This is a genomic window from Lactobacillus acetotolerans DSM 20749 = JCM 3825 (assembly GCF_001436775.1).
In the GTDB taxonomy this organism is placed as follows: Bacteria; Bacillota; Bacilli; order Lactobacillales; family Lactobacillaceae; genus Lactobacillus; species Lactobacillus acetotolerans.
Window position 1 is genome coordinate 1 of sequence record NZ_AYZC01000010.1, and the last position, 14268, is coordinate 14268.

General features: G+C 37.4%; 19 protein-coding genes. 3 read left to right on the top strand and 16 right to left on the bottom strand.

Annotated elements, in window-relative coordinates; translation table 11 throughout:
- Nucleotides 1-315: 315 nt before the first annotated feature.
- The 16 genes from FC77_RS02605 to FC77_RS02680 form a co-directional block, all read right to left on the bottom strand.
- Nucleotides 316-1101: a biotin--[acetyl-CoA-carboxylase] ligase gene (locus FC77_RS02605; protein ID WP_056970003.1), complete on the bottom strand. Its 786-nt coding sequence runs from the start codon at nt 1099-1101 to the stop codon at nt 316-318.
- A gap of 52 nt (nt 1102-1153) precedes the next feature.
- Complete coding sequence (locus FC77_RS02610; protein ID WP_056970004.1) at nt 1154-1777, bottom strand: 4'-phosphopantetheinyl transferase family protein; 624 nt, start codon at nt 1775-1777, stop codon at nt 1154-1156.
- Nucleotides 1777-2535, bottom strand: a complete 759-nt coding sequence (fabI, locus tag FC77_RS02615) for an enoyl-ACP reductase FabI (protein ID WP_054681983.1) — start codon at nt 2533-2535, stop codon at nt 1777-1779. The genes FC77_RS02610 and fabI overlap by 1 nt, the downstream gene beginning before the upstream one ends.
- A 16-nt stretch (nt 2536-2551) precedes the next feature.
- Nucleotides 2552-3322 (bottom strand): acetyl-CoA carboxylase carboxyltransferase subunit alpha, encoded by a 771-nt coding sequence (gene accA, locus FC77_RS02620; RefSeq protein WP_056970005.1) that lies wholly within the window; start codon nt 3320-3322, stop codon nt 2552-2554.
- Between the two features lies 1 nt (nt 3323).
- Complete coding sequence (locus FC77_RS02625; RefSeq protein WP_056970006.1) at nt 3324-4148, bottom strand: acetyl-CoA carboxylase carboxyltransferase subunit beta; 825 nt, start codon at nt 4146-4148, stop codon at nt 3324-3326.
- Nucleotides 4135-5508, bottom strand: a complete 1374-nt coding sequence (locus FC77_RS02630) for an acetyl-CoA carboxylase biotin carboxylase subunit (protein WP_056970007.1) — start codon at nt 5506-5508, stop codon at nt 4135-4137. Before FC77_RS02630 ends, FC77_RS02625 begins: the two co-directional genes overlap by 14 nt.
- Nucleotides 5509-5520: 12 nt before the next feature.
- Nucleotides 5521-5937: a 3-hydroxyacyl-ACP dehydratase FabZ family protein gene (locus FC77_RS02635; RefSeq protein ID WP_056970008.1), complete on the bottom strand. Its 417-nt coding sequence runs from the start codon at nt 5935-5937 to the stop codon at nt 5521-5523.
- A gap of 5 nt (nt 5938-5942) precedes the next feature.
- Nucleotides 5943-6416: an acetyl-CoA carboxylase biotin carboxyl carrier protein gene (gene accB, locus FC77_RS02640; RefSeq protein ID WP_054681982.1), complete on the bottom strand. Its 474-nt coding sequence runs from the start codon at nt 6414-6416 to the stop codon at nt 5943-5945.
- Between the two features lie 3 nt (nt 6417-6419).
- Nucleotides 6420-7649, bottom strand: coding sequence for a beta-ketoacyl-ACP synthase II (gene fabF / locus FC77_RS02645; RefSeq protein ID WP_056970009.1), 1230 nt, complete (start codon nt 7647-7649; stop codon nt 6420-6422).
- A gap of 13 nt (nt 7650-7662) precedes the next feature.
- A complete protein-coding gene (locus FC77_RS02650) occupies nt 7663-8391 on the bottom strand; it encodes a 3-oxoacyl-ACP reductase family protein (protein WP_054681981.1) in 729 nt (242 codons plus the stop codon).
- Nucleotides 8392-9309 (bottom strand): ACP S-malonyltransferase, encoded by a 918-nt coding sequence (locus FC77_RS02655; protein WP_054681980.1) that lies wholly within the window; start codon nt 9307-9309, stop codon nt 8392-8394. It lies immediately after the preceding gene.
- 5 nt (nt 9310-9314) lie between these two features.
- The gene (locus tag FC77_RS02660) at nt 9315-9587 is read right to left on the bottom strand and encodes an acyl carrier protein (RefSeq protein ID WP_056970010.1); all 273 of its coding nucleotides are present in this window, start codon (nt 9585-9587) and stop codon (nt 9315-9317) included.
- 26 nt (nt 9588-9613) lie between these two features.
- Nucleotides 9614-10603 carry a beta-ketoacyl-ACP synthase III gene (locus tag FC77_RS02665; RefSeq protein WP_056970011.1) on the bottom strand — a complete coding sequence of 330 codons (990 nt, stop codon included), beginning with the start codon at nt 10601-10603 and terminating at the stop codon, nt 9614-9616.
- Entirely contained in the window at nt 10600-11073 is a 474-nt protein-coding gene (locus FC77_RS02670) for a MarR family winged helix-turn-helix transcriptional regulator (RefSeq protein ID WP_056970012.1), read from the bottom strand. The genes FC77_RS02665 and FC77_RS02670 overlap by 4 nt, the downstream gene beginning before the upstream one ends.
- 26 nt (nt 11074-11099) lie before the next feature.
- The gene (gene fabZ, locus FC77_RS02675) at nt 11100-11546 is read right to left on the bottom strand and encodes a 3-hydroxyacyl-ACP dehydratase FabZ (protein ID WP_056970013.1); all 447 of its coding nucleotides are present in this window, start codon (nt 11544-11546) and stop codon (nt 11100-11102) included.
- A 277-nt stretch (nt 11547-11823) separates the two neighbouring features.
- Entirely contained in the window at nt 11824-12657 is an 834-nt protein-coding gene (locus FC77_RS02680) for a DegV family protein (protein ID WP_056970014.1), read from the bottom strand.
- 190 nt (nt 12658-12847) lie between these two features.
- On the opposite strand from FC77_RS02680, the gene FC77_RS02685 reads away from it, so the two are divergent.
- The 3 genes from FC77_RS02685 to FC77_RS02695 all read left to right on the top strand — a co-directional run bounded on the left by FC77_RS02685 (nt 12848) and on the right by FC77_RS02695 (nt 14177).
- Nucleotides 12848-13477: an SAP domain-containing protein gene (locus FC77_RS02685; RefSeq protein WP_056970015.1), complete on the top strand. Its 630-nt coding sequence runs from the start codon at nt 12848-12850 to the stop codon at nt 13475-13477.
- 8 nt (nt 13478-13485) lie between these two features.
- Nucleotides 13486-13746, top strand: coding sequence for a DUF3781 domain-containing protein (locus FC77_RS02690; RefSeq protein ID WP_056970016.1), 261 nt, complete (start codon nt 13486-13488; stop codon nt 13744-13746).
- Nucleotides 13747-13820: 74 nt separating this feature from the next.
- Complete coding sequence (locus tag FC77_RS02695) at nt 13821-14177, top strand: arsenate reductase family protein (protein ID WP_056970017.1); 357 nt, start codon at nt 13821-13823, stop codon at nt 14175-14177.
- The last annotated feature ends 91 nt before the right edge of the window (nt 14178-14268 follow it).

Below are 14268 nucleotides of genomic sequence, written 5' to 3' on the forward strand. Positions count from 1 at the left end.
AATGGATGCCTTTTAAAAGCCTAGCGATTGTCAATGTCTTAACTTAATGACATTGACGCTCATACGAGCGTTTTTTTTATTAAACAAATAAGTCATCACTAAATCGTTATATTATGATTAAGCATTAGCTTTAACTATCTTGCCCTACTACGATAGTAATAATAATTAATTATTATGCTTAAGTCAAATCCAATATTTAAAAACTTTGTGAAATTTATCAAATAATTTCATTACACGTGTTATTTTAAATAAAAAATAATAAAGCATAGGTCAATATCCTACACTTTATCACCTAAATTTATACGGTTTTTACTATTAACCCTGGTAAAGATTATCTGGTGACGCCACCTTAACTACTTCACCGGTAGAAATAGTTTCTAATTTATTCTGCGCATTTTTCACAATCAAAGAACCGTTATTATCAATTTTTTCTGCAATTCCACTAATGGATCTGTTGCCTAACTTAATAATTACCTTATTATGCAAAGTCTCTAATCTTTTGCCATATTCAGGCAAAAATTGACCATCCTGATAATTCTTTAGCATTCTTAAGCAATTATTAGTAATCATTGCTATCAATAAATCACGGTTAATTAACCTTTTATCTTTTATATCTCCAGCTTTAAACTGTAATTGTTTAGGGAAAGCAGCAGTATTTAAATTTAATCCTATACCGATAACCAAATTACCATTAACTACTTCTGTCAATATCCCGCCCACTTTTTTATGATTAACCAAAATATCGTTTATCCATTTTATCTTAAAATCGACAGTTGGATAAAATTTTAGTAATGCATTTATCACCGCAACCACTGTTCCAGTTGTAATAAGACCTTCTTTAGCTGGAATGATTTTTATTTTAGGCACTAGGATACTCATATATATTCCTGTGCCCTTGGGCGAGAAAAAAGCTCTCTGGTGTAAGCCATGTCCGGCAGTTTGTTGCTCACTAACAAACAGATGGGGACAACGAAGGATATTTTTCTTGGAAAAGGCCTTAGCGTAATCATTGGTTGAGGATATCTCCTTAAAAACAGAAACAGCAACGTTAGTTTGCAAATTAGCCTGGATTTCTTCCTTATTTAAAGCTAGAAATTGCATAATTCCTCCATTATATACTAAAAAATCTGTGAAGCAGCAACTTCACAGATTTTTATTTATCATAAATAGCAACTGTAGACACATAGTCTGGATCAGGTAAATAGTCATCTATATAATAATTATTTTCATGCCATTTTGCATGGTGCAGATCGGAAATCTTAACTTTGCGAACACCACCACTTAAACCAACGCCAGCTGCTTTTAATACTGCTTCTTTAACTGTCCATAATTTCAGAATAACCTTAGATTGCGCTTGAGAATCAGCAATAGCATCTAAATATTTTTGCTCATCAGACGTAAAAGCCCGTCTAATCCGTTTTAATTCTATCGGCCTTATTGATTCCAAATCTATCCCGATTGGCTGCTTACTAATCGCAACAACCAAAGTATCGGCAGAATCGGTAATATTAAAATGATAATCATGGTTTGCCAAATAGGGCTTGCCATGATCACCATATTTTATATAACCAGGAGCAGTGATCACAGAAACTGATTGCCCTAATAATTTAGCTAACAAAATACGACCGACTATAAAACGTTGTTTACGCGCTGAATTTCTAAATTCAGCTAGCTGTCCTTTTAAGCTTGGCACCGCAGCCACTTTTTTGAATTCAGCAGAAGAAACCATCTTACTAACCGATGTACTCAAATATTTAAATGTTGCCTGCTTTTTCATTAAATCAAGTGAACTCCCTTATCAACGTAGATAATGTCCCCGGTAAGACCGGTCGACAAATCACTCATCAAGAAGGCAGCAGTATTGCCAACTTCATCAATAGTGACACTCTTATCGTTCACCGTTAGAGCCTTTGACATTTCAAGTAACTTCATGTGTTCCTTAATCCCGGTAACGGCCAAGGTCTTTAAGGCTCCAGCTGAAATGGCATTGACCCGAATGCCATCCTTGCCTAAGTCCCGTGCTAAGTAACGAACATTGGCTTCAAGCGAAGCCTTAGCAACACCCATCATATTATAGTTAGGAATCGCACGTGTAGAACCAAAGTAGGTCATCGTCATAACGCTGCCTGGATTATTTAAAATCGGCTTAGCGTAACGGCAAACTGAAATTAAAGAATAAGCACTTATATTTTCAGCTAAATCATAGCCTTCCTTGTTGGTCTTAACGAAATCATTTGTCAAGGTATCCCTATCGGCATAAGCAATAGCGTGAATAACGCCATCGATTTTGCCACACTTTGAGCCAATTTCTTTAAAGGCTTTCTCAACGTTTTTATCTTCAGAAACGTCACATACAACTAAGATAGCGTCATCCGGGACAAAACGCTTGATGCTCCTCTTCATACGGTCATTTTGATAAGTTAGTATTACCTGTGCACCTTGTCTAAGTAATGCTTGGGTACATCCCCACGCAATACTTTTCTTATTTGCAACTCCCATGACAACAATCTTTTTGCCATCTAAAATTCCAGCCATTATTTATTCCTCTTTATTAATATCTCGCGTATCTTTGCTGTCTTCTACTTACCAATTCTTCAACCGGTAATTTTTCCAAAGCAGTAAATTTATTATTTAAAAACTTAGCTAATTTTTTAATATCCTGATCAGATTTTATTTCCGGTAAAACCTGGTCAACGATTTTATCATTTAATAATTCTTGCGGCGTTAGTCCCATCTCAGCGGCTGCAGCTGGAGCTTTCTTGGCATCCTTCCACATAATTGAAGCATATCCTTCAGGTGAAAGAACAGAATACATACTATCTTTAACCATGTATACCTGATCCCCGCAACAAAGGGCAATGGCACCACCACTGCCACCTTCACCAAGAATAATACTTATATACGGCGTTTTCAGCTGCATCCCTTGCAATAAACATTGCGCAATTGCTTCTCCTTGGCCATGATATTCTGAATTAACGTCAGGATAAGCGCCTGGGGTATTCACTAGGGCTAAAATTGGCCGGTGAAATTTCTCGGCTTGCTTCATTACTCGTAAAGCCTTGCGGTAACCTTCCGGTGTGGGACTGCCAAAGTGGCGTTTAATATTGGAATCAGTATCTTTTCCTTTAGAAATACCCACAACGGTAATCGGATGATCGGCTAAATAACCAATACCAGCAATAACGGCTGGATCGTCACCTGCTTTGCGATCGCCATGTAACTCAAAAAAGCCATCAACCAATTTTTTGATTAAGTCACTAGTAAGAATCTTATCTTGGCTTCTAGCAGCTTTGACGGTTTGATAAGCTGTGTTTTTATCCATCTTAAAACTCCTTTTGATGCAACTTAATTAATTTATACAAAGTCGGCTTAACTTCTTTTCTGGCTATAACGGCATCGATAAAGCCGTGCTCTTCAACTGTTTCAGCCCGTTGAAAATTAGCCGGTAATTTTTGATGAATGGTTTGTTCGATTACCCGGCGGCCGGCAAATCCTACCAAAGCATGTTTTTCAGCTAAAATAATGTCACCTTGCATGGCAAAACTGGCGGTAACACCACCAGTAGTCGGGTCACACAGGACAACAATATATAGGAGGCCCGCTTGATCGTGTTTGGCAACCGCAGAAGAAATCTTCGCCATTTGCATTAATGAATCAATTCCTTCTTGCATCCTGGCACCACCAGAAGCGGTGAACATGACAACCGGCAGTTTATCTGCAGTAGCCTTATTAAACATTCTGGCAATTTTCTCACCAGTGGCTGAGCCTAAACTTCCCATAATAAAGTAAGGATCCATAATACCGGTGTAAAAAGACAAGTCTTTGATTTTAGCTTTTCCAGTTAGGACACTCTCTTTTAAACCCGTGAGTTTTTCCGCCTTAGCAATCTTTTCACGGTATTTTTTATTAGTGTAGCGATCCGGAATTGTTAACTCTGCGTCCATTTCCTCAAAGTCATCAAAGGTTAGTTTAACCCGTCGTTTAGCTAAAATACGAAATGCAAAACCACATTTGGGACAAACATGCTCCGGACCTATATCTTCACGAAAAGAAACTTCGTGGCAATAAGGACATTTAACTAATAAGTGGTCCGGAATATTGTCCATTCGCTTTTTGAAAACATCAGGATCCTGCTTAATTTGATTCATGGAAGCCTCCTTGTTCAGTTAACAAATGCTTCTGCACAAATTCATTGGTATAAGTACTCTTTTTAAAAGCATCTGTATTTAATAAGGTAGACAAAAAGTTTGTATTGGTTTTTACACCATTGATTTGTAGTTCTTTAAGCATCCGTTTCATTTTAGTGACCGCATCTTTACGGTCGTCCATATGAACAATCAGCTTAGCAATCATTGAATCATAATACGGAGAAATGAAGCTACCCGTTGTAACTCCAGAATCAATCCGGACTCCTAAAGTTCCCATTGGCAAAAACAACTTAGAAATTGTACCCGGACTAGGCATAAAATTATTTTCTGGGTCTTCCGCATTCAGGCGGCATTCAATTGCATAACCTTTAACCTCAGCATCTTTTTGGGTAAAGGGTAATTTTTCATTGGCCGCTACTAAAATTTGGGCTTTAATCAGTTCAATTCCTGTTACTTCTTCTGAAATTGTATGCTCAACCTGCAAACGTGCATTCATTTCCATAAAGTACATATTATTCTTATTATCCATTAAGAATTCATAAGTACCGGTATTGGTATAACCAATTTCCCTGGTCGTCTTAGCAAGCAGCTCACCAATTTGCTGTCGCTGTGCAGATGAAATCTGCGTACAAGGGCTTTCCTCCATTATCTTTTGGTGATTTCTTTGCATTGAACAGTCACGCTCTGGGAGGTAAACCACGTTGCCAAAATTATCAGCAATTACCTGCATTTCGACATGTTTAGCGCCATGCAATAATTTTTCAATGTAAATTCGATCATCATCAAACGATATCCTGGCTTCTTCTTGCGTTTGTAAGAAGGCAGATTCTAAATCAGCAGCATGATCGACTTCACGGATACCTTTGCCACCGCCACCAGAAACAGCCTTTAAAAGAATGGGATAACCAATTTTATCGGCTACCTCTTTAGCTTCTTTAAGGCCTTTAACCGGGCCATCACTACCAGGAATAACCGGAACACCGTGCTTTTTCATAGTAGAACGGGCATTAGCCTTATTCCCCATCAAAGTAATTAATTTGGAACTGGGACCAATATATTTGATATGACACTTAGTACATAAATCAGCAAATTCAGGATTTTCTGACAAAAAACCGTAACCGGGATGAATGGCTTCACAACCGGTCAGATTGGCTGCACTAATAATCTGTGACATATTTAAATATGACTCAGATGGTTGGAAACCACCGATACAAACCGCTTCATCAGCCAGTGAAACAAATAAACTATCTTTATCAGCTACAGAGTAAACTGCCACTGCCTTAATGTGTAAATCATGCAGAGCACGAATTATTTGAACGGCAATCTCTCCCCGGTTAGCTACCAAGACTTTTTTAAACACTTATTTCACTTCCTATTCAATTGCAAAGATTAAATCTGCGGTACAAATTTCTTTACCCTCGCGGGTAATTGTTCCGTGCCCTAATCCGATATTGCCCCGCATTTTCTTCAATTTAACCGCTAAGGTCAACTTATCGCCCGGCCGGAAGTCATCTTTAAATTCGGCTCGTGGGATCCCACCAAAGAAAACATTTTTTCCCTTGTTTTTATCCATTGATAAAATAGCGGCAACTCCAGTCTGCGCCATAGCCTCGATCATTACTGGCCGTGGTGCAACTAAGTGATCAGCTGGTTGGTTAGCAAAGAACCACTCATCGATCGTTAATAATTTAGTCGCGGTCGAACCGATCCCAGGCTTTACGTCATTAAAACGGTCAATCATTTGAAAGGGATAACGTTGCGGAATAGTCTTATTTACTTCCAGGTCCATCAGATTTACTCCTTAGTTATCTTAAAGATAGGTTGATCATATTGAACCATGTCTCCATCTTTAACCAAAACTTCTTTGATTGTACCGCTGACTTTGCTCTTAACCTCGTTGACCATTTTCATGGCTTCAATTAAGCAGACAACTTCGCCTTTACTTACGTGATCACCCACCGATTTAAATGCTGGTTTATCAGGCTTAGGTGACATATAAACGATCCCAACCAATGGTGCCTTAACTTGGGCTAAATTAGCATCATTTTCAGAAGCAGCAACCTTCTTTTGCGGTTTAGTAGCTGTAGCTACTGCAGCAGCATGCTGCATTGGTGTTGATTGAAGTGCCTTGGAATCATTAACAACTACCGGGGCACTGTCTGAACGTTTACTTAATGATAATTTGAAATCTTTATTAGAAAATTCAAAATCCTTCAATGAAGATTCATCAAACTTATCTAATAACCTTTCAACATCTTTTTCTTTCATAAATCAATTAACTCCTTTAATGGCAATAACTGCATTATGACCGCCAAAACCAAATGAATTACTGATTGCTAGGTTAACCGGGGCTTTTTTATTTTCTTCAGTAACCAAGTTAACAGGGCATTCTTCATCTTGGTGACTGATGCCAACGTTTACCGGCATCTGATTCTTTTGAATTGCACCAACAACTGCAACAGCTTCAATAGCACCGGCAGCACCCAATAAGTGGCCAGTCATTGATTTAGTACTACTTACTTTGACATGATCATTACCGGCAAACACGGCTTTAATAGCCTTAGCTTCGGCACTGTCATTATCCGCCGTAGCCGTACCGTGAGCGTTGATATAATCAACGTCTTGAGGACTGGCGCCAGACTCATCAACAGCCTGTTGCATCGCACGAATGGCACCTTTACCATCAGGGTCTGGAGCCGTCATATGATATGCATCGCTGGTAGTACCGTAACCAACAATTTCGGCTAAAATATTGGCCCCGCGTTTTTGGGCATGGTCATAATTTTCAAGTACTAAGGTACCGGCACCTTCACCTAAGACAAAACCGTTCCGGTTTTTATCAAATGGTAACGAAGCCTTTAACGGATCAGTACTCTTAGAAAGTGCGGTTAGCGCAGCAAAGCCAGAAATCCCAATTTCATTAACTGAGGCTTCGGTTCCACCGGTAATCATTGCTTGTGCCTTCCCATTTTTAATATATTCAAAAGCATTACCAATTGCATTTGTACCCGATGAACAAGCGGTAACAATCCCTTGACTCGTATTCAAAGCATGAAACTGGATGGCGATATCACCGGCAGCCATATTAATAATTGAATCGGGAACAAATAACGGTGAAACCCGTTTAGGCCCCTTATCATGCATTTTGATAATTTGTTCTTGAATGGTAGTCAAGCCACCAATTCCAGAACCATAAATGACACCTAAATCTTCAGGTTTAAGGTTATTTTCGTTTAAACCTGCCATCTCCATAGCTTCAGAAGCACTGTACATGGCATAATTACAGAAATCATCATTCCGCCGTGCAATCTTCTTAGGCAAACGCTTCATAGGATCAAAATTCTTAACTTCACCAGCAACCGTAATTCCGGTTGGTTCTGCATCAAATTTCGTTATCTTATTAATACCAACTTTTGAGGCAAATAAATTTTTGAAATAAGTTTCAACATCATTACCTAAAGGGGTAACAGCCCCCATACCTGTAATTACAACTCTATTCATATAGACCTCTTGCTTAAATAGTCAATCCACCATCGACAGTAATGACTTGACCCGTAATATATTGATTTTCAATTAAAAACGCAGCTGTATCAGCAATTTCTTCTGGTTTGGCAAAGCGTTTTAACGGAATCGTTTTCTTAACCGCTTCTTGGCGTTTAGGACTCATCTTTTCAACCATCGCAGTGTTAACCATGCCCGGTGCGATCGCATTAACACGAACACCGCGTAAAGCACCTTCACGTGCCGCAGCTTTGGTTAAGCCAACTACACCAGCCTTACTTGCAGAATAATTAGCTTGACCAATATTGCCATGGAGGCCAGAAACACTGGCTAAATTAACAATGGCCCCTTGGCGCTTCTTCTGCATAATTTTTAAGGCATATTTAGTCATATTAAAAGTACCAACTAAGTTAGTATTAATAACTGCCTTAAAATCAGCGTTTGACATTCTCGTCAGTAATTTATCCTTGATAATCCCGGCATTATTAACCAAAACATCAATTGTTCCGTATTTCTCTATTATCTGGTCAACTAGAGATTTTGCGTCCTCATCATTAGCAACATCTCCAAGCAAAATATCAAAAGAAAAGCCATCATCTTGCCACTTCTTTGTTTGCTCTGCACTTGGTTCATGATGAGCATTGATCACTACTTGAAAATTTTCATTAGCAAGGCGTTTTGCAATTGCTAAACCGATCCCTTTTGCTCCACCAGTTACTAATGCGACTTGTTTTTCAGCCATCTAATCACCTAACTCTTCTCTTAATTTATTTAAGGATTCGCTACTATCAACGTGGTAAAAGTTAACCTTTTTACCCTTAAGATTTTTCATAGCTAACTTAGTCAGTGTCTTGCCTGGCCCTAACTCAATAAAGGTATCTGCACCCAAGGCAAAAAGCTTTCTGACACAGTTTTCAAAGTGGGTTGGCTTAATTAATTGTTCAGTTAAAATTTGTTTAATATCATTAAGCTCAAACTCTTGACTAGTTGTGTTACTAATAACCGGAAACTCAGGCTGCTTAAAGGTCACACTCTGCAACCTTTTACTTAATTGATCGGAAGCAGACTGCATTAACGGTGTGTGCGAAGCTACTGCTACTTTTAGCGGAATAACTATCTTGGCACCGTGAGATTTCAAATACTTGCTGGCTGCATCAACACCCTGTTTGAAACCACCGATAACAACCTGTTCATCAGTATTGAAGTTAGCGGGAACGACCGTGCCAACTTTGGAAGCAGCCTGAATGGCATCTCCCAAAACTTGCGGGTTGGCTTTTAAAACAGCCGCCATTTTACCAGGATGTTCTTGCCCAGCTTCTGCCATATAATGCGAACGATCATTAACCAGCTTTAAGGCGGGAGCAAAATCGATCGCAACAGCAGAAATCAGTGCGCTGTATTCACCTAAACTTAAGCCACAAGCACCAACTGACACAGGCAATTCCTTATTTAATAAGCGAAATAAACCCGTACTCATAGTGACAATTGCCGTTTGCACATTCTTAGGATCATCAAAAACTTTTGCATCTTTAAAATTAAGATCTAAAACATCACTGGCTTCGTCAACTGTTTGCTTGTAAACAGGTTCAGATTGGTATAAATCCTGCCCCATCTGTGCAAATTGGCTACCCTGACCACTAAATAAATAAGCTATTTTCAATTTACTTACCTATTTTTATCTTTAGCATCTTTTTTATTTTTGGCATCGATTTGTTTCAAAACATAATCGACTAATTGACTTACCGTTGAAACATCAGTATCCGTATCGATTTCAATATCGTAAGTATCTTCAAGCTTATCGACAACTTCAAAGATATCTAAACTATCTAAATCCAGATCCTCTTTAAAATTGGTATCTTCTTTAATCTTGTCAGCATCGACATCCAATTGATCTACGATAATATCTTTTACTTTGTTAAATACTTCTTCTTTAGTCATAATATTTCTCTCCTATAATTTTTAATCTAAAACTTCAATACAACCGTTCCAATTGTTAAGCCACCGCCGAAGCCAGATAAAACAATGATATTGCCGCGCCGGATAATTTTTTTCTTAACCAACTCGTCTAACAATATCGGTTCACTAGCAGCAGCGGTATTTCCATACTCTTGAATATTTATTGGAAACTTAGCAATTGAAACACCCAAATCACGTGCAATTCGTTCAACAATTCGGCTATTCGCCTGGTGTAAAACAAAGTAGTCAACGTCAGACGTTTGCAGATCAGCTTTTCTTAAAGCCGTTCTAATTGATCCGGGAACATTTTCAGTGGCAAATTTATAAACTTGCCGCCCATTCATCAAAAAATACTTATTTGCAGAATCTGTTGGAGCAGCTTGATAAAATGGTGATTTATTTGCTAAGTAACCTGCCGTCAAGTAATGGCCCAAGCGTCCTTTAGTTTGCAAATCATCAGCTAAAATTCCAGCGGAATTTGAATAAGCATTGGTTAGCAGAACTCCTGCAGCACCATCACCAAATAGCACGGCAGTGGAGCGATCTTGCCAATTAACTAACTTGCTCAGTGTTTCTCCACCGATTAAAAGTGCATATTTGCTTTTATCAGCAGTCAACATTTGCTTGGCTATTTTTAAACCGTAAGCAAAACCAGAACACGCAGAGTTAATATCAAAGGCCGCGGCATTATCAGCACCAATCTTGCCCTGAACCATTGCACTAACAGATGGTGTTAAATAATCCGGCGACATGGTGGCAACAATAATCAAATCGATTCGCTTAGCAGGCAAATTTGCTTGCCGCAAAAGTTTTTGACTAACATCGACACACAAGTCACTGGTTGATTGTTCAGTCACAACGTGACGCTGTTTAATGCCCGTCCTCTTGGAAATCCACTCATCAGAGGTATCCATCATTTTTGCTAAATCATCATTAGTAACGACTTTTTTCGGAATACTGCTTGCAGTCTGCAAGATTGAAACATTTTCGTATTTCATACTTGCTCTGACGCCTTATCAAGGAACTCCCGCAAATTAATAATTGCTTTTCTGATCAATTTAACCTCATCATCGTTAAAACCTTTCAAAAAACTTTTGACTAACTGTTGGTGAAAGGCTGAGTGGGCACGGTATAATAACCGGCCTTTGCTCGTTAACTTCAAGTTAATTACCCGGCGATCATTATGGTTATGAACCCGAATGATATAACCCTTGCGTTCCAATATATTGAGGTTAGCCGTCAAAGTTCCCTTACTAAGCTTCAAAATATGTGCTACTTCAGACGTCGTCTTTTTAGAGTGTAAGCCGATCGCATGAACCAAATGCATTTGCTTGATATTAATGTCTTTGAAGCGACTTTTACGGATGGAACGTTCTTCAATTCGTAAAATAATATCGTAAACATCAACCAATTCATCGCTTATAAACTTATAATCCGATTTCCTTAGATTAGCTGCTGATTGACCCATGTAAATCCTTCCTTACATTCTTTTAATTAAATCTTCTTGTTAGCATCTTCAACAACAAACATTAATTCACAAGAACAAGCGGTTTTGTCACCAACCTTGGCAGCACAATCGACTAGTCCCATATTCCGGCGCACTTTTTTCATTGTGACGTGCAATTTCAGAACATCACCCGGGCGAACAACTTTTCTAAACTTGGCGTTTCTAATTTCACCAAGATAAGCTGTTTTACCTTTGAATTTTTCTGATTTTAAAATCAGAATCGATGCCGCTTGAGCTAATGATTCAACAATCAATACCCCAGGCATAACCGGATTCCCTGGAAAATGTCCCTGGAAGAATTGCTCATTAATACTTACATTTTTTGTAACCGTAATGGACTCATCTGGAACCATTTCATCAACCTTATCCATGAATAACATGGGATAACGGTTAGGAATCAATTTCATAATATCTGATGCATCTAAAACACTCATTAACTTTCCTCCTTCAAAATTTTAGGGATTAATCACTAAATAAAAGCCTAAAATTTATTCATCCGACTACCGGATATTTGCGATTATATCTTGAATTAGTTTGATAGGCAAACTAAATTTGGTTTGATACCCGAACTATCTTTAATTAATATACAATTTACTTTTTCAAATACTATTGTTTAAAGGATCAGCTATAAAAGTTAAGAATTTATTAAGATAAAAATACTGCAAAGGACAATTACCTTTGCAGTATCTAACAAATTATTATTCTATTCTTCTAATCAGCGAAGCCAACCATCAAGCTACCTACTTCAGCGTAGAAGGCACACAGACCATGCGACGGCCGAATTGTAACCTTGGCCTTAGGATACTTAGCAACTATTTTTTCTTTTAAAATTTTTGCATCCTTTTCATTTTGACACTGGTCAATAATTACTTCTTTACCGTTATACTTCATTGTACCCATACGTTTAAGTACTTCCCTTAATGCACGCCTCATGCCATGCACTTTAATTAAAGGCTCCAATTTCCCCTCTTGGCTTGCCGTTCCGACCACATCGATTTTTAATAATTCAGCAAGTTTGGCAATAGCTGGATTTACCCGGCCATTCAAGGCAAGATTATGCAGTGATTGTAAAATAACTAAAAGGTGGGTATGCATCCTATATTCGGCAATTTTTTGGTCCAAATCGACAAACCGAATCTTAGTTTTTAATAAACGTTCAATCTCATGGAGCACAATCGACATTTCTGGACCCGCAGAACGCGAATCAACAACGATGATATGACTACCCGGATGTTTATCTTCGTACATTGTCTTGGCCTGCAAAGCTGACGAAAAGCTTCCGCTCATTCCACTAGTTACGGTAATAATGATCACCTCATCACTACCTTCCAATGCGTCCAGCCATTCTTGAATACTTGGACAAGCAGTCTTCCCTGCTTGTTTACTGGACTCCATATTTTTTATAAAATCATCGATGTTGAGCTTATCATCATCAAGAAACTCTTTTCCATTCACAAAAAGGGTTAAAGGAACTACTTGAATGTTTTCACTTTCATCAGATTGCTCATTAGCACTCGAATCTAAAATTAATTTAACTTTTTTCATTATGTATATCCTTTTATTCAAATAAAGATTTATCTGCTTTTTTTGTATACATTATAACTTTTGAGCTAGTTTTGCATAAAATAACTCAAAAGTATTTATTTTTTGAATTCATTAGCCAGCACTTATACCCAATATAAAGACTTTATATTATAATTATATATTGTACTTAAATCATATTTTGGAAAGAAAAATGCAAAAATTAACTTTAAAAGGATTCAAGGAAAATTATTATTATAAAACTGACTTGGAAAAATTATGTAAGCAATATAAATTACCAAGCTATGGCACAAAAGCTGAACTGAATCATTACCTGCAGTTATATTTAAGCGGCAAGCCTCCTCAAGAAATTAAAGCAGTTAGAAGCAGTCACCACAATAATAGTGGTGTAAAGCAAATAAATCTGAATACCAAAATCGTTGGTTCTAGATTTTCTTTTAACAACGAGGCACGAAAATTCTTTGCTAATTATTTCGGCGTCAAGAATTTCCACTTCAAAAAAGGAATGGCAATAATTAAACGCAAAGCTGAAGCTGAGAATGATACTAATATGACAGTTGCTGATTTAATCAATGAATATACCAAACTGAAAAAAACTCCTAACCGAAGCAAAATTTTAAAAAGAACTAGTGAAGAAAACACATATCAGTGGAATAATTTCGTAAAAAATTTTTGTCAAAGCCCTGAAAGCAAGAAATTCAATAATAAATTAAAAGTTGCCGCTATTTTATGGCAACATGTTAGAAATTCTTCTAAGCCTAAAAAATATAGGCCTGAATTAATCAATATATACCAGAGTGAAATTAAACAATATAAAAAATAGGAGCAGTCATGGAAAAAGAGCAAAGAAAATTTTTAGCTAAGCACATTTGTTACACCGAATTAGTTTTTCTGCGTATCAATAAAAAACTTAAAACTAATTATTCTAAAAATGAGATCAAAATTTTAATTAAAAAAGCCGTTTTGGAAGCAGACAAAATTATTCATAAGGGGAAGAACTTCTATGCTTACAACAACCCGCTAAGTATTCGGGTAACAATTAATTCATATAATTACCGGGTAATCACCGCTGACAGCCTACCTATTAAATAAAAAATTGTTTTATTAGCTACTCTAAAAATTGTTGCTATAATGAAATTTAGAATAATTTAAAGAAGGGATGCATTATGAAGAAATTTTACGGATACAAACGCTGCTCAACTTCAAAAAAAGCACGAAAATGGCTCGATGATCACAATGTTCAATATGAATATCAAGATTTAGTAGAAAAGCCACCTAAAAAAGAAGATCTAGTTAAGTGGATGACTGAACATAAAGATCGTGGTTTGCGTTACTTCTTTAACACCAGTGGCATGCACTATCGTCAGGAACATTTAAAAGATAAAGTACCCGATATGACGATCGACGAGGCAGCCGACATGATGTCTAAAGATGGTAAGTTAATTAAGCGGCCACTCATGGTTGATGGTGATAAGCTTACCTGTGGTTTTAATGAAGATACTTATACAAAAACTTGGTTATAAAAGGGAGCGGTTGACAAACCGCTTTTTCTTTTGGAAAAAATTTCAAATATAGCTAGTTTCTTATATGTACCATTACTAGTAAACTATGGGT

Coding starts and splice junctions, on each gene's coding strand:
- FC77_RS02605 (WP_056970003.1), bottom strand. CDS start 1,101: ATGCAATTTCTAGCTTTAAATAAGGAAGAAATCCAGGCTAATTTGCAA.
- FC77_RS02610 (WP_056970004.1), bottom strand. CDS start 1,777: ATGAAAAAGCAGGCAACATTTAAATATTTGAGTACATCGGTTAGTAAG.
- fabI (WP_054681983.1), bottom strand. CDS start 2,535: ATGGCTGGAATTTTAGATGGCAAAAAGATTGTTGTCATGGGAGTTGCA.
- accA (WP_056970005.1), bottom strand. CDS start 3,322: ATGGATAAAAACACAGCTTATCAAACCGTCAAAGCTGCTAGAAGCCAA.
- FC77_RS02625 (WP_056970006.1), bottom strand. CDS start 4,148: ATGAATCAAATTAAGCAGGATCCTGATGTTTTCAAAAAGCGAATGGAC.
- FC77_RS02635 (WP_056970008.1), bottom strand. CDS start 5,937: ATGGACCTGGAAGTAAATAAGACTATTCCGCAACGTTATCCCTTTCAA.
- accB (WP_054681982.1), bottom strand. CDS start 6,416: ATGAAAGAAAAAGATGTTGAAAGGTTATTAGATAAGTTTGATGAATCT.
- fabF (WP_056970009.1), bottom strand. CDS start 7,649: ATGAATAGAGTTGTAATTACAGGTATGGGGGCTGTTACCCCTTTAGGT.
- FC77_RS02650 (WP_054681981.1), bottom strand. CDS start 8,391: ATGGCTGAAAAACAAGTCGCATTAGTAACTGGTGGAGCAAAAGGGATC.
- FC77_RS02660 (WP_056970010.1), bottom strand. CDS start 9,587: ATGACTAAAGAAGAAGTATTTAACAAAGTAAAAGATATTATCGTAGAT.
- FC77_RS02665 (WP_056970011.1), bottom strand. CDS start 10,603: ATGAAATACGAAAATGTTTCAATCTTGCAGACTGCAAGCAGTATTCCG.
- FC77_RS02670 (WP_056970012.1), bottom strand. CDS start 11,073: ATGGGTCAATCAGCAGCTAATCTAAGGAAATCGGATTATAAGTTTATA.
- fabZ (WP_056970013.1), bottom strand. CDS start 11,546: ATGAGTGTTTTAGATGCATCAGATATTATGAAATTGATTCCTAACCGT.
- FC77_RS02680 (WP_056970014.1), bottom strand. CDS start 12,657: ATGAAAAAAGTTAAATTAATTTTAGATTCGAGTGCTAATGAGCAATCT.
- FC77_RS02685 (WP_056970015.1), top strand. CDS start 12,848: ATGCAAAAATTAACTTTAAAAGGATTCAAGGAAAATTATTATTATAAA.
- FC77_RS02690 (WP_056970016.1), top strand. CDS start 13,486: ATGGAAAAAGAGCAAAGAAAATTTTTAGCTAAGCACATTTGTTACACC.
- FC77_RS02695 (WP_056970017.1), top strand. CDS start 13,821: ATGAAGAAATTTTACGGATACAAACGCTGCTCAACTTCAAAAAAAGCA.